Below are 23,787 nucleotides of genomic sequence, written 5' to 3'. Positions count from 1 at the left end.
CCGACAGCAAAAGGCCGGTGTGCAGCTGCTGCCACACACCGGCCTTTTATGGATTCAGTTCTCTTTGCGGATGCCGAACAGCTTGCGCAGAATGCCGCACAGCGCTTTCGGGCTGTGAATGACTACTACCTGCATCTCCACCCCGCCTTTCGCTCATGTTTACCCCATTATAGCGTCTGACAGGTAAAAATGTTCCGGGAAGGGTTCAATCTGCGATGGTCTCCACCACCACAAGCGCGCCTTGCCGGGTGCTGACGGTGATGCAGCTTGAACCTTCGGCGTACTCGTTGCTCACACCCAGCGGATAGCCTGCTGTGAGCACGGCATCTTCCAGCTCATAGAAGGAGCCTTTTTCGTACACACCCTCGGCGCGCCCCTCTATGGGGAAGGCCGAGAAGTAGAAAAACTCCTCCTTGGGGTAGCAGCGGCTTTCGCCCGGCAGCACAAAGGTGATGCGGGAGTGCTCGTCCTGCAAGGCGGCGCGGATGCCGCGCTGCTCCAGCCCAAGGCCGGTGCACAGGTTTGCAAGGGTGTGCTCCACCCGCTTGCCGCCCAGTGCACCCAGCAAAAGCACCTCGTCAAAGCCCTTTTGCGCCGCGAGCTTTGCGGCATACTCGGTATCGGTGTCGTCCTTGACGTGGGGCAGTACCACGATATCGTCCTGATCCTGCTGCGGACAAGGAGCAGAATCAAAATCGCCTACGATGATATCCGGCTTGCAGCCCAGCCGCGCGCAGTTGCGGTAGCCCGCATCGCAGGCAATGATAAAATCATCGCTGCGCAGCAGGCGCCTGAGCTCCGGCTGCACCGGGCAGGCGGAAAGGATCACACAACGGGACATTTTATTCTTCCTTCCGTATTACACTTTCGGGCGCTGCCAATCCTTGACATCCTTTACTTCGTCATACATGGCGCAATAACTGTCGTACCGTGTCTGGGAAAGCCTGCCCTCTGCCAGCGCCGCCCGCACAGCGCAGCCTTTTTCGCTGCGGTGGGAGCAGCCGGTAAACTGGCACTGACCCAGATAAGGGCCAAATTCCGGGAAGGCGTGCTCCAGATTCTCCTTGGGGATGAACCCTGCACGGTTCGCCTCCAGACTGGCAAAGCCCGGGGTGTCGGCAATGCGTCCGCCGTAAGCTTCAAAGATGGTCACCTCGCGGGTGGTGTGGCGGCCGCGCCCCAGCTTCTGGCTGATGGCGCTGGTCTCGCGGGCAGCGTCCGGCAGCAGCGCGTTCAGCAGGGTGGATTTCCCCACACCGGAGTTGCCGCAGAAGGCACACAGCCTGCCGTTGATCCACTGTTTTACTTCGTCCAGCCCTGCACCGCTTTCGTAGTCGATACGGATAAACGGCAGGGTGGATTTTGCGTAGGCATTTGCCAGAAAATCCGCCTCGGCAAGGTCGCTTTTGGTGCACACCACCACCGGCTGCACGCCCTTATCCACCGCAATGGCCGAAAGCTTATCCAGCACCAGCGTGCTGGGGGTAGGCTGGGTGGTGCTGGCCACAAGGAACAGCACATCCAGATTTGCCACCGGCGGGCGCACAAAAACGTTTTTGCGGGGGGCGATCTGCGCAATGACCGCTGCGCCATTCTCAGTTTCCAGCGTCACCTCATCCCCTGCCACAGGGGTGATCTTCTGTTTGCGGAAAATGCCGCGGGGTTTGCACTCCACGATGCCGTCCGGCGTTTTTACATAGTAAAAGCCGCCGATGCCTTTTACGATATAACCGTTCATGCACATCCTCCGTCAGCCCAGCAGCGAGGACCACCAGTCCAGAATACCGCCGCCGGTGGAACTGCTGCGGAGCTCGGCTCGCTGCTGCCGCCGGTGCTCTCGCCGCCGGTAGAGCCTTCACCCGTGGTGCCGGAAGTACCATCACCGCCCGGCTGCTCCGGTTCCTGTACCGGTGCAGCACCTGCGCTGACCACAACGTTTACGCGGCTGTTCAGCTTTGCGGTAGTACCTGCCGCAGGGCTCTGGCTAAGCACCGTACCTGCGGGCTGGTTGCTGTATTCTTCGCTCTGGCTGCCAAGACCCAGATGGTTCTGCACCAGCAGGGTGCGGGCGTCGTTCACGCTCATGCCGGTAAGCGAGGGCACCTTGGTGGTGGTGGACACCTGCGGACGGCTGATATAAAGGATGACCGTAGAGCCTGCTGCTACCTGCGTACCGGCGGCAGGGTCGGTGCGGATGACCGCACCGGAGGCCACGGTGGTATCCACAGCCTGCGTGACCAGCACCGAAACGCCCAGTGCCTTGAGCTGCTGCTCGGCATCGGACTGCACATAGTTGGTCAGATCCGGCACGGTGACATACTGGGTGCCCAGACTGACGGTCAGCGTTACGCTCTGACCCTCGCGGACGGTGCGGCCGGACACCGGCGACTGCTTATAGATATAACCGGCGGCATAGTTGCTGTTATACTCTTCTTCCCACTCCGGTGAGATCTGGCCGGATGCGATCTGATCCGTGGCCATGGCCTGATCCTTGGTCATGCCGATATAGTCCCCAAGGGTGACATCGGCCTTGTTGTTCATCAGGTTGGAGGAGTCGTTCAGGATCATCCAGCACAGCGCCATGCAGGCCAGTGCAAAGGCAATGGTGATACCGAACAATGCAGGCAAAAAGACGGTACGGCGCTTTTTACCCGGCTTGTTTTTGCCGCTTTTACGGGGGGCGGGCTGTTCGTTCTGACGGATCGCGCGGTTCTGATTCATGGTACGTTTCACCACCTTTTCGGGTGCTTCTTCTGTAATATACTGATATTCAAACAGCACGGAGGGGTTCTGCACATAGGTATCCAGTGCTTCCAGCATCGCCCGTGCCGAAGGGTAACGGTTCTGGGGGAGCTTCGCCATGGCCTTTTCCGTGATCTCCACCAGCGCATAGGGCACCTCCGGTGCCAGCTCGTGCAGCGAGCGGGGCTCGTCCGAGATCTGCTTGATGGCAACCTCTACCACGTCATCGGCGTCAAAGGGCAGATGACCGGAGAGCATCTCGTACATCATGACGCCTACCGAGTAGATGTCGCTGGTGCGGTCGGTCTCGTCCCCCTTGGCCTGTTCCGGGCTGATATAATGCACACTGCCCATCGCCTTGCCGGCCAGCATCTGGTTATCTGCCCGGGAAATGCGGGCAATGCCGAAGTCCATCATGCGCAGCTGGCCGTTATCCAGCAGCATAATGTTCTGGGGCTTGATATCCCGGTGCACGATGCCGTTGGCGTGGGCGTGTTCCAGCGCCTTGAGGATCTGAGAGATGAAGTGCACGGTCTCCCGGCTGGAAAGCTTCCCGCCCCGCTCGTTGAGGTATTCCCGCAGGGTCATGCCGTCCACATACTCCATAACGATATATTGCAGATGGTCGTTGACCGAAACATCGTACACCTTGACGATATTGGGGTGGTTCAGCAGAGAGATGGCCTTGGATTCGTTTTTAAAGCGGCGCACAAGATCCGGGTCGTGCATATATTCCTGCCGCAGCACCTTGACAGCCACCACAGTCCCGGCGGGCACGGGACCGTTCTGTCCCCGCATGACCGCCTTATACACGTTGGCCATGCCGCCGGAGCCGATCAGTTCCTGCACCTCGTACAGGCCGTCCAGTCTTTTACCGATCAGGTTATCCATGGCGCACCTCCATCGGCTCTACCCCCACCAGCAGGGCGGTGATGTTATCCGGGCCGCCGTTTTCGTTGGCGGTGCGGATCAGAACATCCGGCAGGTCGTAAAAAGACCCGCTGCGCAACAGCTGCTCCAGCTGCTCCGTGGGTACGGCATTGGTCAGGCCGTCCGTGCACAGCAGCAGAACATCCCCTGCCCGCAGCGCCACGGTGGTGAACTCCGGCTCCAGCCGGTAATCCACGCCCAGCGCCCGGGTGATGATGTTTTTCTGCGGGTGATGCTCTGCCTGCTCCTGTGTGATGGTGCCGCAGTCCACCAGCTCCTGCACATAGGAGTGGTCGTGAGTCAGCTGCGCCAGCTTACCGTCCCGGTAGAGGTAGGCGCGGGAATCGCCCGCGTGGCTCAGATAGGCTTTGCCGCCGCGCACCAGAGCGCAGACGGCGGTGGTACCCATACCTGCCAGAGACTCCTCCCGCAGTGCCTTCTGGAACACATAGCGGTTGGCGCTGAGCAGTGCTTTTTTTAAAAAAGTCTCCTCTTCGCCGGGGATGCACTGGCTGTACTGCTCCTGAAAGCAGCGCTCGATGACGCTGCACGCACACTGTGAGGCTTCCCGTCCGCCGCGTGCGCCGCCCATGCCATCGCATACCAGCGCCCATGCTGCATCGCCGGGCAGTTCCCCGGCACGGTAGTCATCCTGATTGTCCTGCCGGACGCGTCCTACATCCGTTTTTCCTGCAAGTTTCATAGGTTTCTCCCTCTATTTATGCCTTGCCGTTCATTTCGTCGCGGCGCAGCTGGCCGCAGGCGGCGCTGATTTCGCTGCCAAGGCGGCGGCGCACCGTGGCGTTTACGCCAAGGCTTTCGAGCTTTTGCTGAAATCTGCGCACATTGGCTGCATCCGTAGCGGAATATGGGCTGCCGTCCACCGGGTTGATGGGAATCAGATTTACATGAGCACCCATGCCCCGGATCAGGTCTGCCAGCTGCTTTGCGCAGACATCAGAATCATTGACACCGCGCACCATGGAATATTCAAAACTGACCCGGCGACCGGTGGTCTCCTGATACCGGCGCACGGTCTGGATCAGCTGCTCCACCGGGTAGGCATCGTTGACCGGCATCATGCTGCTGCGGATCTGGTTTGTGGGTGCGTGCAGCGAGATAGAAAGGGTGAGCTGCAGCTTTTTTTTCGCCAGCTGATCGATCTTGGGTACAAGGCCACAGGTGGAAAGGCTGATGTTGCGCATGCCGATATTGACGCCCTCGGGCGAGGTGATATTCTCCAAAAAGCGCATCACTTCGTCAAAGTTATCCAGTGGCTCGCCGATGCCCATGAGCACGATATGGGAGATGCGCTCGCCGATATCCTTCTGGGCAGTGTAGATCTCGGAGCAGATCTCGCCTGCTTCAAGGTTGCGCACCCGCCCTGCCTGCGTGGAAGCGCAGAACCGGCAGCCCATGCGGCAGCCCACCTGCGTGGACACGCACACGGTATTGCCGTAGTGGTAACGCATAACAACGGTCTCGATGCAGTTGCCGTCAGCCATGCGCAGCAGATACTTTACGGTACCGTCCTTGGCCTCCTGACGGCGCTCGATCTGCGGTGCAGCGATATAAAAGGTTTCTTCCAGCTTTGCCAGCAGGGTCTTGGGCTGGTCGGTCATGGCAGAAAACTCGGTGACCAGTTTCTGGTGCACCCAGTGGAAGATCTGCTTTGCCCGGAAACCCGGCTGTCCCAGCGCTTTCAGTTCGGCAGTCAATTCTGCCAGCGTCAGGGAAGAAATACAGCGTTTTTGTTCCATTCTGTTCTCCTATAAGAGGATACGACCCGCAAAGGTCGTGCTTATTGCGTTGCGGCGGCTTTTTGCAGCACGCACAGGAAAAAGCCGTCCATACCGGTGCGGGTGGGCACCGAAAGGCAGCCATGCTCCCCTGCCGTCATTCCGGCGGGCAGCGGTACCTCCGGTGCGCAGACCGCAAATTCCGGGTGGCGCTGCAAAAAGGCTGCGATCTGCTGCTGATTTTCTGCCGGGTCGATGGTGCAGGTGGAGTAGACCAGCCGCCCGCCCGCCTTGAGCAGCGCCGCAGCCGTATCCAAAATTGCCGCCTGCGTGGCAAGCAGTTCTGCCTGCCGGGTGGTTTCCAGCTTTTTATAGCGCAGATCCGGCTTTTTTGCCAGAATGCCCAAACCGCTGCAAGGCACGTCCGTCAGGATGCGGTCTGCCATGGGCAGTGCAGGGTTCGGCTTGGTGGCATCGTTGCACAGGGTGTGCACCCCGGTAAAGCCCATGCGTTCCACAGCGGTGCGGATCAACCCCACACGGTTCTCTGCTGCATCGCAGCTGTACAGCGTTCCTGTGCCCTGCATCTGCTCGGCCAGCAGAATGGTCTTGCCGCCGGGGGCAGCGCACAGATCCAGCACTGTCTCGCCGGGGGCTGCGCCCACGCAAAGGGCTGCCAGCTGGCTGGCCTGTCCCTCTACATGGTAGTAGCCCTGCCGGAACAGCTCATTGTCTGCTGGGCTGCCCGCAAACCGTGCCAGCACACTGCCGGGCACGATGCCCTGTCGCACCTCCGCTGCGCCCTGCTCTGTAAGCAGCGTGCACAGCTGTGCAGCGCTGGCCTTGAGGGGGTTTGCACGCAGGCTGGTCAAACCGCCATCGGCCTGATAGGTCAGGATGCCCAGTGCTTCGTCCGGGTAGTTTTTGTGGAGAAATTCCGCCACATCCCGCCCGGCAGAGCCTAAAACCATCAGGCGCTGGATCTCGTCTTTAAAGACGGCAGCGTCTAAATCATAACCGCAGGCCTTGCGCAGCACGGCGTTGACAAGGCCGGAGGCGCTGGATTTTTTAAAGGTGCGGGTCAGCTTGACCGCTTCGTTCACCGCAGCGGAGACAGGCACCTGCATATAGCGTGCCTGTGCCAGTGCAGCACGCAAAATTTCCCGCACGGGTGCATCCAGCTTCGTCAGACCCTTAGGCAGAAACTGCTCCAGAATATAGTCCAGCGTGCCGCGATGCTCCAGCACGGTGTAGAAGATGGCACTTGCAAAGGCCTTATCCCGACCCTCCAGCTTCTGGCGCTTGAGCTCTGCGTCCAGCACCAGATTGGAAAAGCCGTCCTGCTCCTGCCGTACCAGTGCGGCGACTGCCGCCGCACGCGGATTTGCGGCCATCAAAGGCTATCTCCCGTTTTCAGGCGCAGACCCGCTGCAAAGGCAGTGCCGTCCATGGGCTTTTTGCCCTCCGGCACGACCTCTAGCAGCTGGATAGCGCCCTCGCCGCAGGCTACGGTCAGAGGCTTTGTGGTCAGCACCGTGCCGGGGGCTTCGCCATTGGCGGCAGCCACGCGGCAGGACATCACCTTGAGCTTTTTGCCGCCGGAGGTGATGAACCACGCACCCGGCCAAGGATTCATGCCACGCACCCAGTTATGGATGTGGTCAGCAGTGTCGGTCAGGTGGAACTCTGCCATCTCCTTGTTCAGCATGGGGGCAAGGGTAGCATTCTCGTGCTGTTGCGGCACAGCGGTCAGAGTGCCTGCTGCGATTTGAGGGATGGTCTCACACAGGGCTTCGGCACCCACAGCGGTAACGCGGTCGAACAGTTCGCCGCTGGTCTCCTCTGGGTCGATGGCGATCTTTTTGCAGTACAGCACATCGCCGGCATCCAGCCCCTCGTCCATCTGCATGATGGAAACGCCGGTCTCGGCGTCACCGTTCAACACCGACCACTGCACCGGGGCGCTGCCGCGATACTTCGGCAGCAGCGAAACGTGCAGGTTGATGCAGCCGTAGCGGGGCAGTTCCAGCACGGACTTCGGCAGGATGCAGCCATAGGCCACCACCACGATCAGCTCCGGGGCAAGGGTGCGGATAGTGTCATCCTCGCTGCCGTCCCGCAGGGTGCGGGGCTGGAACACGGGCGTACTGTGTTCCTGTGCCACCTCCTTGACCGGCGGTGCGGTGAGCACCTGCTTGCGGCCGACGGGCTTATCCCGCCGGGTGTACACGGCACAGATATCATGCCCGGCGGCATACAGGGCTTTCAGGCACTCGGCAGCAATATCCGGCGTGCCCATGAACAAAATGCGCATCAGTTGTTTCCTTTCGCTTCGCGGGCGGCCTTTTTGCCTTCCTCGGTATCCTCGTAGAAATACTCGCTGGACTCCATAATGGTGATGCCGTCCAGATGGTCATTCTCGTGCTGGATGCAGCGCCCCAGCAGACCGTCGGCTTCCAGCTCGAACCATTCGCCGTTGCGGTCCTGTGCACGCACCTTGACAGCGACCGGGCGGGTCACAGCGCCGTTATGCCCCGGGAAGGACAGGCAGCCCTCGTAGGCGGTCTCCTCTTTCTCGGAAACGGCAAGGATTTCGGGGTTGACGAAATCAATGAACTTGTACTCGTAATCCTCGGGGATCTCCTCCGGGGCATCGGTGGTGTCCCACACCACGAATAGGCGGCGCATCATGCCCACCTGCGGGCCAGCCAGACCCACGCCATCGGCGGCGATCATGGTCTCGCGCATATCGTCCAGCAGGGTGGCCAGACGGTCGTCAAAATTGGTCACAGGGCGGCAGACCTTGTTCAGGATGGGGTCGCCTTCTTTAACAATATTACGGATAGCCATAATGGTACCTCCAGTTTTCAGATGTCACCATCCGAGTGCAGGTCTACCACGACCGATGCCTTGGACGGCAGTTTTTCTTTTTCGTACAGTGCCAGTGCCGCACGCACAAGATCGCGGAAACGGCGGTCGTTGCGGCACTTGACAGTAAGCTTATAGCGGTAGGTGTCGTTGATCTTTTCAATGCTGCCGGGCGTGGGCCCAGAATGCGCAGGGGCAGATCCGGCTGCTTGGCAGCCTGCTGCCCTAAAAGCACCGAGAACCGGGCAGCGGCGCGCGCCACCTCGTTCTCCTTTGCACCGGCAAAGCCGATGACGCACAGCCCGCAGAAGGGCGGATACAAGCCCAGCTTGCGGTAGGTGATCTCTTGCTCGTAGAAAGCATCGTAATCCTGTGCGGCGGCAAGGGTGAGCACCGGGTTGTCCGGGTCGCTGGTCTGGATGATTGCAAAGCCGGGCTCTTTTGCGCGGCCGCTGCGTCCCACCACCTGTGTGATCAGGCTGAACACGTTCTCGTATGCACGGAAGCCCTGCGCGAACAGCAGCGAATCAATGCCCAGAACACCCACAAGGGTCACGTCCTCGAAATCCAGACCTTTTGCCACCATCTGGGTGCCCACCATGATGTCGTATTCATGCGCTGCAAATTTGGCAAGCAGCTTTTCGTGGGCATCCTTGGCGGCGGTAGAGTCCTGATCCATGCGCAGCACCCGCGCCTCCGGGAAGAGCTTTGCCAGTTCCTCCTCGGCCTTCTGGGTGCCAAAGCCCCGGTACTGTAATTTACCGCCGCAGGCCGGGCAAAGGGTGGGCGGCGGCTCCTGCTGGGAGCCGCAGTAGTGGCACAGCACCTTGCGGGCAGATTTGTGGTACACCATGGGCACGCTGCACTTGGGGCACTTGAGCACCTCGCGGCAGTCCTCGCACTGGGCAATGGTCTGGTAGCCCCGGCGGTTGAGCAGAAGGATGGTCTGCTTTTCTGCATCCAGATTGCGGCGGATGGCATCCTCCAGCGCAAGGCTGATCTCCCGGGGGTTGCCCGCAGCCAGTTCTGCCCGCATATCCACGATCTGCACGCTGGGCAGCGGGTTGCCGCCGTAGCGCTTGGTCAGGCGCACCAGCTGGGTGCGGCCATTCTGCGCAGCGTAAAAGCTCTCGGTGCTGGGGGTGGCGCTGGCCAGAAGCAGCAGTGCGCCGTTTTCGGCAGCACGCTGCCGGGCGACCTCATGGGCGGAGTAGCGCGGTGCGGATTCCGACCGGTAGGTGTGCTCCTGCTCCTCGTCAATGATGATAAGGCCGATATTTTCCAGCGGCGAAAACACCGCGCTGCGGGTGCCAACCACGATATCTGCACCACCATCCTGGATCATCTGCCATTGCAGCAGACGCTCGGTGTGGTTGAGCGCAGAGTGCTGCACCGCCACGCGGCGGCCAAACTGCCCTTTTAACCGCAGGATCATTTGCGGGGTCAGGCTGATCTCCGGCACCAACACCAGCGCCTTGCGGCCAAGCTCCAGACAGCGGGAAATCAGCTTTAAAAACACAAGCGTCTTGCCGCTGCCGGTCACACCATACAGCAGCGCTGAATGAGGTGCTGCATCTTCTAACTTTGGCAATAGTGTATCGTAAGCGGCCTGCTGCTGTTCGGTGAGGGTGATGAGGTCGTTACGGAGCGGGATGGAAGCGTACAGGTCAATGGACTTATTCACCTTGCTGCATTCCAGAACACCCTTGGTGCACAGATTATCCAGCACCGCGCGGCTGATGCCCTTATCCTCCAACTCGTTCAGGGTGCGAGGGCCGCCGCTCAGCAATGCCACCGCCGCCAGCTGCTTTGCCGTAGGCTTTGGCTTTTGCGGCAGTACGCCCACCAGCTTATAGGCGTTTTCAGTGTGGCGGGTAAGCTGCTTTTGCAGCACCGGGGTCACACCGTCTGCCGCCACGGCGGGCTTATACTGCGCACCATACGGAATGACCGCCTTGACGGCCTCATAGTAGGTGCAGAAGGTACGCTCCTTTAAAAAATGCACCAGCCGCAGCAGCTCCGGGGTCAGGCAGGCCGAGGCCGGGGCTACATCGAACAGATATTTGAGCTTGGAGTGCTCCGGCTCGGCATCGCAGGCCAGCACCACGCCCATGCGGGCGCGGCTGCCCTTGCCAAAGGGTACCAGCACCATGCTGCCCAGACGCACCGCATTCTGGTGCTCCGGCAGAACGGCGTAGGTATACAGCTTATCAAAATGGAAGGTCGCATTGCTGACGGCAACGCCTACCGTCTTGGGCATTCGTCCAACTCCTTCAACGCTTGATTTTTCAGCCTTGCAGCCCGGCGCGCTGGCAGATGACCTGATACAGCTCTGCAGCGCAGGGCTCGATCTGATTATTGACCAGCTTTACAGTAAACTTATCCTGCTCGGCCAGCTCCTGCCGGGCGGTGGCGAGACGTTCCTGAATGCTTTCCTCGGTCTCGGTTCCGCGGCCGCGCAGACGGTGCTCCAGCTCCTCCACAGAGGGCGGCAGCAGGAATACGGTGGTAGCGCCCGGGAACATCCGGCGGATATTGGCAGCACCGTGCACGTCAATGACCAGCACGACCACCTTACCGGCCTCCAGCCGCTTTTCCACCTCAGACTTCAGGGTGCCGTAGTAGTTGCCGTTATAGAAGTTGTGCTCCACCACCTGATCGCTCTCCAGCAGCTGCTGGAACTGCTCACGGGTGCGGTAGTAGTAATCCACACCCTCCTGCTCGCCGGGGCGCGGGGCGCGGGTGGTGGCAGAGACGGTCTTTTCGATCTCGGGGTGTGCCTCGCGCAGCGCCTTGACCACGCTGTCCTTGCCGGTACCGGCTGCACCGGAAACTACAAACAGAAATTTATCATTCGCCATGAGATGCTTCTTCCTCCATTGATGTTCTGCCCTCCTGCCCTGCGGCGCGGCTTGCCACCGTTTCGGGCTGAAGAGCTGACAACACGACATGATCGGAGTCCATGATGAGCACCGCACGGGTGCTGCGGCCATAAGAGGCATCGATCAGCATCCCGCGCTCCCGCGCTTCCTTCACCAGACGCTTGACCGGTGCAGAGTCCGGGCTGACGACTGCCACCACGCGCCCCGCACTGACCATATTGCCAAAGCCGATGTTGATGAGTTTCATAGGCTCCTCCACAACATATTATTCCAGATTCTGGATCTGCTCACGGATCTTTTCGATCTCCGCCTTCATATCCACCACGATGCGGGTGATGTCCAGATCCTGACACTTTGAACCAATGGTATTGGTCTCGCGGTTCAGCTCCTGCGTCAGGAAATCCAGCTTACGGCCCACGGGCTCGTCCAGCTGCAGGATATCGCGGTACTGTGCGATGTGGCTGCGCAGACGGACAGTCTCCTCATCCACGGCGGTCTTATCGCCAAAGATGGCGGCCTCGGTCAGCACACGGGCATCATCAATGTCACGATCCTGCAGGATGACCTTGAGCTTTTCGTACAGGCGGTTAGTGTAGTTTTCCACACGGCCTGCGCTCAAAGCTTCCACCTTGCCGACGCACTCTTCCAGAAACACAAGGCGGCTTTCCACATCTGCCTTCATCTTGGCACCCTCGGCGGCGCGCATCTCCACAAAGCGATCCAGTGCCTGCGCGGTGACGGCAGACACATCCTGCCACAGCTGCTCCTCGTCCACATCGGCGTGGCGGGTGGTCAGCACATCCGGGAAGCGGGCCAGAACGGCGGTGGACACATCATTTTTGACCCCCAGCTGCTCGGACAAGTCCCGCATGGCCTGCTGATAGCTGCGGGCAAGCTCCATATTGACGGCGACCACGGTATCTGCTGCGTCCACGTTCTGCACGGTCATGCTAAGCTCCACCTTGCCACGGGAGATCCGCTGGTTGAGCTGTTTTTTCAGGCGGCTGTCCAGAGAACTGCAGGTGCGCGGGATGCGGGAGGAATACTCGAAATAGCGGGAGTTCACGCTGCGCAGCTCCACAGTGATCTCGCGGCCATTGAGCACGGCAGTCCCCCTGCCGAAACCGGTCATGCTTAAGATCATACTAGCTCCTATTCTTTTGTGGTTTAACTTCGGTTTTTCTGTATAGGTATCCGCTTTGGGCACACAAGCCCATGTTACGATACATATAGCATCATTTTACTATTCTTTTCTGAAAAATTCAAGGTGCAGACTACATCCGCGCAAAAAACACAGTGGCCATTTTTGCTGCTACATGTTTGGCAACAGCCAAAATAACATGGCAGCAGCAGATATCGTCTTTTCGTGCAATGTTTCCTATAAAAATTATAACCCCGCGTTTTCACGCAGGGTTATAATGTCAGTTCGTCTTATAAACGCAGGTCACACTGGTTTGCAGGATATCTGCATTGAGCAGCGTGCGCTCCACCCAATGGATGTTGTCAGCAATGGTATCCAGGGAGACCTCGTACTCCTTGGCAATGCTTTCCATCGTGCGGTACTCGTGGCGATAGATCAAGGTCAGGATGAGTTTATCCATCATAGAGATCTTAGTAAAGCGGGTCTTGCGCTTGTGCTCCTGACGGTAAGCCTCATGCAGAGCCTGGAGCATCCGGTCAAATTCCAGCTTCGAAATGCCAAAATACAGTTGATAGTCCTGCTCCTGAAACTCAGCAATGCGCTGCTCCGGGATGCTTCGCATAGCATTTTCCTCCACATCTTTTGTTGTATTGTACGGCTATACCAACCATTATAAAAGGTATTGGGCGGCAAGTCAATGCGTAAGCAGAAGTTTTTCCGGTACTACCCCCACAGAGTACGCCCTGCACCTTTGCCAGATGCACAAAAAAGGCTGCTGCACAGCATTTTGTGCAGCAGTCTTGAAAGGAACTTATTGATCAGACAGGATGGGACTGGTTGGTGTAGTCCACATGATCGCCGTCCACGCCCTGCTTTTTGGCATTGCGCTTATCAAAGAACTTGGGAGCGACCTGCGGGAACATGGCGTAGGTCAGCACGTCCTCTTCCTGCGTTGCCCACTTAGCAGCCTCGGCCTTCAGCTTGTCCATCTCGGGAGCCAGCGTGTCGGCAAAGCGGCAGGTAATGGGCTGCTCGTCGCCAAGGATCTTCTTGGTGAACTCGGGCTTGATGGGAGCGGGAGTTTTGCCGTAGTCGCCGTGGACCAGACCCTTGAACTCCTTGGTGACCATCTTGTAGCGCTCGCCCATGATCACGTTGAACACAGCCTGCGTGCCAACGATCTGGCTGGTGGGGGTGACCAGCGGCGGATAGCCTGCATCCTCACGGACGCGGGGGATCTCGGCCAGCACTTCGTCCAGCTTATCTTCCTTGCCAGCATCCTTCAGCTGCTTGAGCATGTTGGAGAACATGCCGCCCGGCACCTGATACAGCAGAGTGTTGGCATCCACGCCCAGGCTCTTGGGGCTGATCTGGCCGTTGGCGATGTACTTTTCGCGCAGCTTTGCAAAGTAAGCGCGCACGACATTCAGCTGCTTCAGATCCAGACCGGTGTCGTAGTCGGTGCCCTGCAGGGCAGCCACCAAGCTCTCGGTGGGCATGTGGCTGGTGCCAAGGCTCAGGGGGCTCATGGCGGTATCGACGATGTCTGCACCTGCCTCGATGCCCTTGAGGATGGACATGGAAGCCAGACCAGCAGTGTAGTGGCTGTGGACATCCACAGGGATGCTGACGGTCTCCTTCAGCTTCTTGACCAGATCATAGCAGGTATAGGGGGTGAGCAGACCGGCCATATCCTTGATGCAGATGGAGTTTGCGCCCATCTCCTCCAAAGTCTTGGCGTAGGCTGCAAAATACTCGTTGTTGTGCACGGGGCTCAGGGTGTAGCTGATGCAGCCCTGCACATGAGCGCCCTCCTTGTTGGCAGCCTTGATGGCAGTCTGCAGATTGCGGGGGTCGTTCAGAGCGTCGAAGATGCGGATGACGTCAATGCCGTTGGCAACGGACTTCTGTACAAAGTACTCCACCGCGTCATCTGCGTAGGGACGGTAGCCCAGCATATTCTGGCCGCGGAACAGCATCTGCAGCTTCTGGTGCGGCAGCTCCTTGCGCAGGATGCGCAGACGCTCCCAAGGATCCTCGTCCAGGAAGCGGATGCAGCTGTCGAATGTAGCGCCGCCCCAGCACTCCACGGAGAAGTAGTTGATCTTGTCCATTTCGGGCAGGATGGGGCGCATCTCGTCCATGGTCATACGGGTAGCCAGCAAAGACTGGTGCGCATCACGCAGGACGACCTCGGTCACCTTGATCGGCTTTTTTGCCATGGTTGTCACCTCTTCCTTAGTTCATGGAAACCAGAACGTCACCGGAGTTGACGGTATCGCCCTTGTTCACGTTGATGGAAGCCACAGTGCCATCCTGCGGAGCAACGATCTCGTTCTCCATCTTCATGGCCTCGAGGATGACCAGCACGTCGCCGGCCTTGACAGAAGCACCGGCAGCGACCTTGACATCCAGAATGTTGCCGGGCATGGGAGCCTTAACGGTAACAGCACCGGCGGCACCAGCGGCTGCCTTGGGAGCAGCTGCCGGTGCGGGAGCGGCCTTGGGTGCGGCGGGTGCTGCAACGGGAGCAGCAACAGGAGCAGCGCCTGCGGCAGTTTCCTCAACGGAAACGCTGTAAGCAACACCATTGACAGTAATATTGTAGTACTTCATGGAAGGATCCTCCAATTCAAAATCGAACTCAATTAACTTACATTCGGACGCTTACAGGGCCATATTGCCGTGCTTCTTGGGCAGGCGGGCGGCGCGCTTGGTGCTCAGCAGCTCCAGTGCAGCCACAACGCTGGCGCGCACATTGGCGGCATCGCAGCTCATATCGGCAGCACCGGCAGCCACTGCGCTGGCAGCGCTGCACACCTCAGCGGTGTAAGCAGCAGCCTTTGCCTTGGTGGCGGCAATGATGTTGTCGGAAGCATCGATCTCGTCCTTGTACAGCACGCTGACAGCAGCGCTGGGCTCCAGTGCGCTGACGGTGCAGCCGGTCACAGCAATGCGCAGGTCGGCAGCAGCCAGAGTGGTGTACACAGGGCCCACAGCCTTACCGGCCAGCACAGCCACCTTTGCGGTGGTAGCATCGGCATAGGTAGCGGCCAGACGGGCAGCCTCGCGGATGCCGCCAGCCACGTCATCGGTGACGCTGGGCACAAAGCCCTCGGTGTCCACGATGGTGACCACAGGCACGCTGAAGGCATCGCACAGACGCACAAAGCGGGAAGCCTTGGCTACGCAGTTGTGGCACAGCTGCTTGCCGGTTGCCACAACGCCCACGGCGTTGCCGCCGATGGTTGCAAATGCAGTGTAGACAGACTTGCCAAAGCCTGCGTACAGCTCCACAGCGCTGTCCTTATCGATCACAGCGGCAGAAGCCTTTGCGGGCTCGGCACCGGCAGCCAGAACAGCGGTGGGCTGCTCGAACTCGAAGATAGCCGGGCCGGTCAGGTTGTTGGCGGGCAGCAGACCCACGATGTGAGCAGCCTTTTCAGCAGCCTCTGCGGCATCGGCAGCCACGATGGAAGCCACGCCTGCCTTGGCGGCAGCAGCGGCGCTGCCTGCATCGGCGACCTTATCGCCCTTGGCAGCGGAGGTGAACGGAGCGGTGAAGAACAGCTCTGCGCCCTCGGTCATGATGCAGACGTCTGCGTTGGCAGCGCTCAGAGCGCTGGTGCCGCCGCAGACACCCAGAACAACGGCCACCTGCGGAACAACGCCGGAGACCTTTGCGATCTGTGCATTCAGCTTTGCACTGGCAGTCAGCACATCCAGACCCTCGGCCAGCTTTGCACCTACCGAGTTATAGAAGGTGACCACCGGGCAGCCGGTCTGTGCAGCCATTTCCAGAACCTTGATGTTCTTTTCAACATCCTTTACGGTGACAGCCTCGCCGTTCTGATAAACAGCGTAAGCCTGCTGACCTGCAGCATAGCCGCAGGCAGCGCTCACTGCACCATCAGCAAACAGCGCAGTGTATTCCCCGTCATCGAAGAACTTGGCGAGGATTTCTCCCTTATTGATCTTTGAAGCCATAATTAGACCTCCTGGTTGTCTGTGTGAGCTTTCAAAATTATATTCATTATACAGAAGATGGCAAAAAAATGCAAGAGATTCTATAAAAATCCATGCGATTCAACATTCATCTCTTATGGAAAGCCAAATTTTTAACGAATCATCGTTTTGCACGTTTTATCTGGGCAAAGGTTCCTGCGCGCCCTTTTTTGCGGATGTAGAAATTTTTCCTGTTTTTTTGGTGAAACTGCACCCGCCTGCTGCGTTTTCTTTCCCGTCTGTTTATGTTACACTATGGTTACAAAACATAGATTGCCGGTCAATCTGCCAAACTGTGCTTATACAGAGCATGAGAACTGCCCGGTAAAAACGAAAAAGAGGTTGAAGCTATTTTGAAGCGATTTTCCGCAAGGTTCCAGCAGCAGGAGCAGAGCTACCGTTCCCTGCACGATGCCGCCCGTTCCCTGCTTTCGCCAAAGGGGCGGGTGTTTCTGCTTTTTTTGTTGTTTTATAAGGTGCTGACGAACCTCCTGTTCGTACCGGCGTTGCAGCTGATTTGGGCGCTGACGCTGCGGTTTGCACCCATACAATACCTCAACAATAAGACCGCTTCCCGCATCTTTGCCTCCCCTGCCATTATCGGGTGTATCGCCGTACTGGCGGTGCTGGCAGCCTTCTGGAGCCTGTACGAGGTCGCCACGATGCTGCAGCTGTTGACTCGGGTGCGGCGCGGCGAGCCGCTGCGGGCGGGGGCGGTGTTCCGGGATGCCTTTTGCAACCTTGTGCGGGTGTTTTTGCCGCAGAATCTCCCGCTGCTGCTGTATGGTGCTGCTCTGATCCCGCTGACGAATTTTTTTCTGGCCGCAAACCATCTGACCCAGTTTGCCGTGCCGGAATATCTCTGGGGGCTGCTGAAAGCGCGCGCTGCCAATCGGTTTCTATTTGCCCTGGCGGTGCTCTGCGTGCTGGCGCTGCTGCTGGACGGACTTGTGGTGCTGCCAAAATTCCTGTTGGAACGCAAAAGCTTTGGCTGTGCGTTTGCGGAGAGCCTGCACATTTTGCGCAGCCGCGCCGGGCAGCTGCTTGCACTGGCACTGCGCTGGATGCTGGCCGCAGCTGCGCGCACCGGGCTGATGCTGCTGTGCGGAGCAGTGCTGTTCTATTGTATCATCCTTGGTGTCGGCTTTGCCAGCACCGCTGCCCTGCTGGCGCTTTCCCGTGCGGCGCTGCTGATCGAGCTACCGTTCCTTTGCCTGCTCATGGACTGTGCCATGACGGCAGCGCAGAGCACGCTTACGGACGCACTGTATGAAGTGATCCGACAGTCCGGTGCAGCGCAGCCGACCGTTTCCGGTGTGCTCCCTGCCCTGCACCGTGAGCAGACGGTACTGGCCGGGATGATGGCCTGCGCCGCACTGGTCACCTGCGGCGTGGCAGCGGTATATCTGCTGTCCCCGCAAACACAGCCGCTGCAAAGCGTGCTGGGCCTTGCCGACCCGGTGATCACCTACCATCGGGGCTACTCCTCCCGTGCGCCGGAAAATACCATGGCAGCCTTCGAGACGGCACTGGAGCACGGCAGCCCCCGCATTGAGCTGGACGTGCAGATGACCGCTGACGGCGTAGCCGTGGTGACCCACGATACCAGCCTGCGCCGGTGTACCGGCTGCAACGCCAACATCTATGACCTGCCCTATGCACAGGTGCAGCAGCTGGATGCCGGACGCTGGTTCCATCGGCAGTTCACGGGCTCCTATATCCCAATGCTGGAAGAGGTTCTGGCACTGTGCCAGGGCAAGGCTGAGCTGAACATTGAGATCAAGCCCAGTACCTCTACGCCAAACTTGGAGGCCGAAACAGTGCGGCTGATCCACGCATACGACTACGGCGCGGACTGCGTGGTCACCTCCCAGAGCTACGAGACCCTGTGCAAGGTGAAGGAACTGGACCCGGACATTACTACCGGGTATATTCTTGCGCTGGGCGTGGGCACCTACTATGACCTGCCCGCCGCAGACTTTTTCAGTGTGGAGTCTACCTTTATCACCGCCGGTATGGTGCAGCAGATCCATCTGCGCGGCAAGACCATCTCCGCATGGACCATCAACCGTCAGCAGGACGCCGAAAAGCTGCTGCAGCTGGGCGTGGATGACCTAATCACCGACAAGCCGGAGATCATTGCACCGCTGCTGGCACGGGACAAGGCACTGGATAACCGTCTGCTCTGGCTGCGGGATCAGATTCAGGAGTTGCTTGCCGCCCCGGACTCTGAAGAAGCGATGGAGGTGGAGGAAACCATCGAGGATGCCATTGAGGATCCCGAAGAGGTTTTGGACGAAGCGTAAGAAGATTTATACAGTAATACCGGGCAGGCTGCGGGCTGCCCGGTATTTGTATTTCACAAATGAAAAAAGGAACCGCAGCACCCTGTTACAGGTACTGCGGCTCCCCTTTTGTCTTTGGAAGTTTAAATTACTTCACCATGCTTGCAACTTCAGATGCGAAGTCGTCAGCACGCTTCTCCAGGCCCTCGCCCTTGACAAAACGGGCGAACTTGACGATCTTGATCTCGCCGCCCAGATCCTTAGCGACCTTAGCGGTGTACTGAGCAACGGTCAGGTCGCCGTCCTTGACGAACTCCTGATCGACCAGGCAGTTCTCCTTGAAGAACTTCTTGATCTTGCCCTCGATCATCTTCTCCTTCACAGCCTCAGGCTTGTTAGCGGTCTTGGGATCCTGAGCCATCTGAGCCAGCATGATCTCCTTCTCCTTAGCCACGACCTCGGCGGGGACAGAAGCCTCGTCGACGTAGCCGGGGTTAGCAGCAGCAACCTGCATAGCGATGTCCTTGCCGTAAACAACGAACTCGTCCTTAGCGTCGATGTCGTTGGTGGTCTCGAAGTTGACCAGAATGCCGTGGGTGCCGCCGCCGTGGACGTATGCAGAGCAGACGCCCTCGTAACGGGTGAAGCGGCGAACCTTGATGTTCTCCTTGATGACCAGAATCAGGTTCTTCAGAGCCTCGTCAACGGTCTCGCCAGACTCGGTCTTGCATGCCATCAGAGCCTCAACATCAGCGGGGTTCTGCTTCATGATAACCTTGGTGGCCTCCTTGACGAAGTCAACGAACTTGTCGTTCTTGGCAACGAAGTCAGTCTCAGCGTTGACCTCGATGACAGCACCGACCTTGCAGGCGGGGCAGTAGTCAGCGTAGACCATACCCTCGGCAGCAACGCGGCTTGCCTTCTTGGCGGCGGTAGCCAGACCACGCTCGCGCAGGATCTCAATTGCCTTCTCGAAGTTGCCGTCAGCCTCGGTCAGAGCCTTCTTGCACTCCATCATGCCGCAGTCGGTCTGCTTGCGCAGTTCCATAACGTCCTTTGCAGAAATAGCCATTTTTGTTTTCTCCCTTACACGTTATATGATTGGTTGCGGAATGGGAAATCAGGCGTTTGCTGCGTCCTCGGCGGGAGCGGCCTCCTGGTTGCCCTGCTTGCCTTCCAGCACAGCGTCAGCCATAGCGCCGGCGATCAGCTTGACAGCGCGGATAGCGTCGTCGTTGCCGGGGATCACATAGTCGATCTCATCGGGGTTGCAGTTGGTATCAACGATAGCAACGATGGGGATGTTCAGCTTGCGGGCCTCAGCAACAGCGATGCGCTCCTTGTGAGGATCGACGATGAACATAGCCTTCGGCAGGGTCTTCATGTTCTTGACGCCGCCCAGGTACTTGTCCAGCTTCTCCATCTCCAGCTCCAGCTTAGCCACTTCCTTCTTGGGCAGCAGCTCGAAGGTACCGTTCTCCTTCATCTTAGCCAGCTGATCCATACGGTCGATACGCTTACGGATGGTGCGGAAGTTGGTCATCATGCCGCCCAGCCAACGAGCGTTGACGTAGTGCATACCGCAGCGCAGAGCCTCGTCACGGATGGACTCCTGAGCCTGCTTCTTGGTGCCGACGAACAGGATGTCGCCGCCCTCAGCTGCAACTTCCTTAACGTAGTTGTAAGCCTCGTCCAGCTTCTTCACGGTCTTCTGCAGGTCAATGATATAGATACCATTGCGCTCGGTGAAGATGTACTTAGCCATCTTGGGGTTCCAGCGGCGGGTCTGGTGACCGAAGTGCACACCTGCCTCGAGAAGCTGCTTCATAGAAACGACTGCCATAATAAAATACCTCCAGATATTGTTTTGCCTCCGCACACCGTGATCTGCACAGTACATCGGGTACCGGCGGACTGCCCTCAACCCAAAAGGGCACAAAAGGGCATAGTGATGCGTGTGTAATGCTTTGTTATAATAGCACAAAAAGAATGCGGTTGCAAGTGGTTTTCTCTGTTTTGTATAAAGAAATGCGTACTTTTTCTCTTATTTGCCCGTATTCATCCCGCTCAAGCCCGCAACACCCATGCGGTTGAGGGCGTATCCCTTGCCGAACATCAGGTCGTATTGCAGCATCCAGTGCTCATTCGTCCAGCGCTGCTGGAACTCCGTGGGCTGCTGGGTGGTGGTGCCGTCCAAGTTCATGGTAGTGCCGCGGGTGCAGCTGCGGCTGGCTACCCGGAGCTGCCGGTTGAGGAACTGGAAGTACAGCGGCTGCTCCAGCCCGAACAGCTCCATCATCACCGGAGAGATATCATAAGCGGCAATGGTGCCCAGATCCACCTGCTGCTGGCTGTAATTCGACCACATCAGCAGCGTGGTCTGGTGCAGACGGGGGTCGGTGCTGGAGCCGCTTGCATAACCGGTGGTGGTGTAGACATCGTAGTTGGAATCGATGGGATTATAGTGGTCGCCCCAGAACACCAGAATGACCGGCTCGTCCACCTGAGAGAAATACGCCGTCAGCTTGCCCAGCATGGCGTCTGCATCCCGGATTCCGGTAGCGAAATCTTCCAGCGCGCCCACGGTGCTGCTCTTGAGCCCCACCGGATGGGATACAACGTGCACCCGCTCATCGTCCGGGTAGTTATCCCTATTATAATTGGTATGGTTCTGCATGGTGACCGCGTGCAGGAAGATGGGCTTATCAGAGGAAGTGCTCATCTTCTCGTACTGCTGAATGATCTGGTCGGCCATGGAGTCATCGGTCACAAGGCCGCTGGTCCAGTAGTGCTTGCGCACCTTGGTCACGCCGTGCATATCTTCCAGACTGATAAAATCGCTGAAGCCGAGGTTGGGGTAGGCCTTATCGCGGCTCCAGTATTTTGCCCAGAAACAGTGCACCGCAGCGGTCTGGTAGCCCTTGAGTTTGAGGTAATTGGGCAGGGCGAACATGGGCTTTGTGACGTGCTGCTGGTAGGGCTTGCTGCCGCTGGGCAGGAAGGACACCGAGTAGCCGGTCAGCGCTTCAAATTCCACGTCACAGGTGCCGCCGCCAAAGCTGGGGCTGTATGCCCTGCCGTAGGCGCTGGTCTGCTGCAGAGCGTGGAGGTTCTGCGATACATCGGTATCAAAGGTGATGCCGTGCTGTTCCAGCTCAGAAACATCCCAGTAGGACTCGTCCATCACATAAATAATGGTAGGCTGCTTTGCCTGCTCCTCTTTAGGCGTGGTGGCGGCATAGCTGCCCGCGTACATGGGGCCGGTGGAGAATTTTTCGCTCTCGGCTACGTTATCCAGAATATCATCCACTGCCTGCTCCGAGTAGCCCTCGGGCTTGTCGATCTCCAGATTGGTGAGGTTGGTCATAAAACCGGTAAGAACACCGTAGTAGCGGTAGTAGCGGTCCTGCATCCACGCATCCGGTGTGATGCCCAAAACCTGCGTGACGGCTGGCTGCAAGTAAACGCCGAAGATCAGCAGACACAGTGCCGCTGCTGAAGCGCCGCTGCCCGCAAGCCTTGGCAGCCAGCGCTGGCGCAGCCGCCCGCGGTAAATAAAGAAGCTTGCCACCGTCAGTGCCAGTACCAGCACAATAGAGACCACCATGCTGGTCTGCAGCTTGAGCCCGGCAGCAGAGGCCACACCGGCGGCCTCGGACACCTGCATCAGGTCCCACGGCAGAAAGGGCTCGCCCCGCAGCTGCATGGTATAGAAGTTTACCGCGCAGGGCGCACAGCCCAGAACGGCCATACCCAGCGTGGCAAGCGGCGGGATGCGCAGCACCCAGTCCAACAGCTCCCACACCAGAAACAACAGCAGCCATGCCAGCAGATACGCCCCGAAATGGGGAAAAATAAAGCTGATAAAGGTATCAGCGGTCAGCGACCCGCGCGCGATCCACTCGCCCAGCAGCAGTACGATAAAGGAAGCTGCCACCGGGAAGAGCATCCGCAGGGTCAACAGCGGTTTGGATGTTTTCATAGTCGATATCCCTTTCCACGTCCCGAACCCTATTTTCAAAGCGGCTGTGCTATTTGCACAATCCTTTCGTGCCTATTATAGTTACTTTGCCGAAAATGTCCATTCATGATTTTACAAAAATTACGGTTTTATTTTTCAAAATATTCCCCTATTTTTCACAGACCCAGCTTTGCCCGCAGCTGCTGCCAGAAACCGTGAGGTGCTGCCGGTGCTGCGGGCACGGCGGTATGCACCAGAATGGCGTCCGTGCCGATGGTCTCGATCTCCTGCCATGGGATGGTCAGGCTCTCGTCCCGGCCCAGCAGCCCCAGCAGCCGCGGCCTGCCCAGCAAAATCAGGCTTTGCAGCTGCGCCGTTGCGGGGTCAAATTCCAGATCATCCGCGCGGCCAAGGCACACCCCCTGCTCCAGCTGAATGACCTCCTTCTCGCAAAGTTCCCGGATCGTCACAGCGCTCTCCCCTTTCTGTCACAGCATACGCCGGGGCGGCATTTTCTATGCCAAAAGGGGGTGGAAAGCACCCACCCGGTTGTGGTATACTATGGAAAATATCTGAGAAAAACATCCAATACAAGCGAGGCAGCAGTTATGTATAAAAGCATTATTTTTGATATCGGCGGTGTGCTGGTGGATTTTGACCCCAAGGCGTACCTTGTAGACCGGCTGTGCAACACCGAAATGGAAGAAAAGGTCTACGACTTGACCTTTGGCAGCGAGGAGTGGCAGCTGCTGGATGCAGGCAAGCTTTCCCGCTACGATGGCAACCAGCGGATGCTGGAGCACGCCCGCGCCGAGGGCTGCGCCTTTGAGGTGCAGGGTGTGCTGGACGACTGGATGCACATTCTGCGCCCGCGTCTGCGGATGCTGGAACTGGTGCGGCGGCTGAAGAACCACGGCTATTGCGTGTATTACCTGAGCAACATTCCGCAGGATGTGCTGGAATTGCTGACCGAGCGCGGCGTACTGACCCAGTTTGACGGCGGCGTAGCCTCCTGTGAGGTACAAGTGAACAAGCCTGACCCACAGATCTACAAGGCTCTGCTGAAGAAATATCAGCTGAAGGCCAGTGAGTGCGTATTTATCGATGACAGGCTGGAAAACGTGCAGGCCGCCTTTGCGCTGGGATTTGCCGGTATCCAGATGAAGGACAGCGTAGGAACTCTGATCCGCAGCCTTGCCACCTGTAACGTGACGCTGCGCTGAGTATTGATACA

23 protein-coding genes and 1 pseudogene are annotated in these 23,787 nt (G+C 58.4%); 2 read left to right on the top strand and 22 right to left on the bottom strand.

Features of this window, described 5'->3' with window-relative positions; all coding sequences use genetic code 11:
• Nucleotides 1-54 precede the first annotated feature (54 nt).
• From spoVM to ACXPUX_RS09325, 18 genes and pseudogenes are all read right to left on the bottom strand, one after another.
• Nucleotides 55-135: a stage V sporulation protein SpoVM gene (gene spoVM, locus ACXPUX_RS09410; RefSeq protein ID WP_458831214.1), complete on the bottom strand. Its 81-nt coding sequence runs from the start codon at nt 133-135 to the stop codon at nt 55-57.
• Nucleotides 136-205: 70 nt separating this feature from the next.
• Nucleotides 206-841 (bottom strand): thiamine diphosphokinase, encoded by a 636-nt coding sequence (locus tag ACXPUX_RS09405; protein ID WP_458828081.1) that lies wholly within the window; start codon nt 839-841, stop codon nt 206-208.
• A gap of 18 nt (nt 842-859) precedes the next feature.
• A complete protein-coding gene (gene rsgA, locus ACXPUX_RS09400; RefSeq protein ID WP_458828080.1) occupies nt 860-1,738 on the bottom strand; it encodes a ribosome small subunit-dependent GTPase A in 879 nt (292 codons plus the stop codon).
• A complete protein-coding gene (gene pknB, locus ACXPUX_RS09395; RefSeq protein WP_458828079.1) occupies nt 1,735-3,633 on the bottom strand; it encodes a Stk1 family PASTA domain-containing Ser/Thr kinase in 1,899 nt (632 codons plus the stop codon). The genes rsgA and pknB overlap by 4 nt, the downstream gene beginning before the upstream one ends.
• The gene (locus tag ACXPUX_RS09390; protein WP_458828078.1) at nt 3,626-4,375 is read right to left on the bottom strand and encodes a Stp1/IreP family PP2C-type Ser/Thr phosphatase; all 750 of its coding nucleotides are present in this window, start codon (nt 4,373-4,375) and stop codon (nt 3,626-3,628) included. The genes pknB and ACXPUX_RS09390 overlap by 8 nt, the downstream gene beginning before the upstream one ends.
• 16 nt (nt 4,376-4,391) lie before the next feature.
• Entirely contained in the window at nt 4,392-5,432 is a 1,041-nt protein-coding gene (gene rlmN, locus ACXPUX_RS09385; protein WP_458828077.1) for a 23S rRNA (adenine(2503)-C(2))-methyltransferase RlmN, read from the bottom strand.
• 41 nt (nt 5,433-5,473) lie between these two features.
• The gene (rsmB, locus tag ACXPUX_RS09380; RefSeq protein ID WP_458828076.1) at nt 5,474-6,805 is read right to left on the bottom strand and encodes a 16S rRNA (cytosine(967)-C(5))-methyltransferase RsmB; all 1,332 of its coding nucleotides are present in this window, start codon (nt 6,803-6,805) and stop codon (nt 5,474-5,476) included.
• Nucleotides 6,805-7,725 (bottom strand): methionyl-tRNA formyltransferase, encoded by a 921-nt coding sequence (gene fmt / locus ACXPUX_RS09375; RefSeq protein WP_458828075.1) that lies wholly within the window; start codon nt 7,723-7,725, stop codon nt 6,805-6,807. The genes rsmB and fmt overlap by 1 nt, the downstream gene beginning before the upstream one ends.
• A complete protein-coding gene (def, locus tag ACXPUX_RS09370) occupies nt 7,725-8,261 on the bottom strand; it encodes a peptide deformylase (protein WP_458828074.1) in 537 nt (178 codons plus the stop codon). The genes fmt and def overlap by 1 nt, the downstream gene beginning before the upstream one ends.
• Nucleotides 8,262-8,278: 17 nt before the next feature.
• Nucleotides 8,279-8,434 (bottom strand): hypothetical protein, encoded by a 156-nt coding sequence (locus ACXPUX_RS09365; protein ID WP_458831212.1) that lies wholly within the window; start codon nt 8,432-8,434, stop codon nt 8,279-8,281.
• Nucleotides 8,413-10,539 (bottom strand): annotated as a pseudogene (priA, locus tag ACXPUX_RS09360) (replication restart helicase PriA); the annotation flags it as partial. The gene ACXPUX_RS09365 and the pseudogene priA, both read right to left, overlap by 22 nt.
• Before the next feature lie 28 nt (nt 10,540-10,567).
• Nucleotides 10,568-11,140 (bottom strand): guanylate kinase, encoded by a 573-nt coding sequence (gene gmk / locus ACXPUX_RS09355; RefSeq protein ID WP_249240015.1) that lies wholly within the window; start codon nt 11,138-11,140, stop codon nt 10,568-10,570.
• A complete protein-coding gene (locus ACXPUX_RS09350; RefSeq protein ID WP_055184460.1) occupies nt 11,130-11,408 on the bottom strand; it encodes a DUF370 domain-containing protein in 279 nt (92 codons plus the stop codon). Before ACXPUX_RS09350 ends, gmk begins: the two co-directional genes overlap by 11 nt.
• 18 nt (nt 11,409-11,426) lie before the next feature.
• Nucleotides 11,427-12,305 carry a YicC/YloC family endoribonuclease gene (locus ACXPUX_RS09345; RefSeq protein ID WP_458828073.1) on the bottom strand — a complete coding sequence of 293 codons (879 nt, stop codon included), beginning with the start codon at nt 12,303-12,305 and terminating at the stop codon, nt 11,427-11,429.
• Between the two features lie 277 nt (nt 12,306-12,582).
• Entirely contained in the window at nt 12,583-12,924 is a 342-nt protein-coding gene (locus ACXPUX_RS09340; RefSeq protein ID WP_458828072.1) for a transposase family protein, read from the bottom strand.
• Nucleotides 12,925-13,120: 196 nt separating this feature from the next.
• Nucleotides 13,121-14,524 carry an oxaloacetate decarboxylase subunit alpha gene (locus ACXPUX_RS09335; RefSeq protein WP_458828070.1) on the bottom strand — a complete coding sequence of 468 codons (1,404 nt, stop codon included), beginning with the start codon at nt 14,522-14,524 and terminating at the stop codon, nt 13,121-13,123.
• A gap of 16 nt (nt 14,525-14,540) precedes the next feature.
• On the bottom strand, nt 14,541-14,918 hold the full coding sequence (locus tag ACXPUX_RS09330) for a biotin/lipoyl-containing protein (RefSeq protein ID WP_458828069.1): 378 nt from the start codon (nt 14,916-14,918) through the stop codon (nt 14,541-14,543).
• A 51-nt stretch (nt 14,919-14,969) separates the two neighbouring features.
• Nucleotides 14,970-16,289, bottom strand: a complete 1,320-nt coding sequence (locus ACXPUX_RS09325; protein ID WP_458828068.1) for a carboxyl transferase domain-containing protein — start codon at nt 16,287-16,289, stop codon at nt 14,970-14,972.
• A 371-nt stretch (nt 16,290-16,660) separates the two neighbouring features.
• Between ACXPUX_RS09325 and ACXPUX_RS09320 the strand changes: the two genes are divergently transcribed.
• A complete protein-coding gene (locus ACXPUX_RS09320; protein WP_458828067.1) occupies nt 16,661-18,613 on the top strand; it encodes a glycerophosphodiester phosphodiesterase family protein in 1,953 nt (650 codons plus the stop codon).
• A gap of 127 nt (nt 18,614-18,740) precedes the next feature.
• On the opposite strand, the gene tsf is transcribed toward ACXPUX_RS09320, so the two are convergent.
• The 4 genes from tsf to ACXPUX_RS09300 all read right to left on the bottom strand — a co-directional run bounded on the left by tsf (nt 18,741) and on the right by ACXPUX_RS09300 (nt 23,023).
• Complete coding sequence (gene tsf, locus ACXPUX_RS09315) at nt 18,741-19,664, bottom strand: translation elongation factor Ts (RefSeq protein ID WP_458828066.1); 924 nt, start codon at nt 19,662-19,664, stop codon at nt 18,741-18,743.
• A 48-nt stretch (nt 19,665-19,712) separates the two neighbouring features.
• The gene (gene rpsB / locus ACXPUX_RS09310; protein ID WP_015538473.1) at nt 19,713-20,435 is read right to left on the bottom strand and encodes a 30S ribosomal protein S2; all 723 of its coding nucleotides are present in this window, start codon (nt 20,433-20,435) and stop codon (nt 19,713-19,715) included.
• 201 nt (nt 20,436-20,636) lie between these two features.
• Nucleotides 20,637-22,574 carry an LTA synthase family protein gene (locus tag ACXPUX_RS09305; RefSeq protein ID WP_458828065.1) on the bottom strand — a complete coding sequence of 646 codons (1,938 nt, stop codon included), beginning with the start codon at nt 22,572-22,574 and terminating at the stop codon, nt 20,637-20,639.
• Between the two features lie 155 nt (nt 22,575-22,729).
• Complete coding sequence (locus tag ACXPUX_RS09300; protein WP_458828064.1) at nt 22,730-23,023, bottom strand: PRC-barrel domain-containing protein; 294 nt, start codon at nt 23,021-23,023, stop codon at nt 22,730-22,732.
• A gap of 138 nt (nt 23,024-23,161) precedes the next feature.
• On the opposite strand from ACXPUX_RS09300, the gene ACXPUX_RS09295 reads away from it, so the two are divergent.
• A complete protein-coding gene (locus ACXPUX_RS09295; RefSeq protein ID WP_458828063.1) occupies nt 23,162-23,776 on the top strand; it encodes an HAD family hydrolase in 615 nt (204 codons plus the stop codon).
• Nucleotides 23,777-23,787 lie beyond the last annotated feature (11 nt).

It is taken from the genome of Faecalibacterium sp. PGM34, from assembly GCF_054456555.1.
The sequence above is the reverse complement of the archived record's forward strand: the minus strand, read 5'-3'. Positions and strand labels throughout refer to the sequence as shown.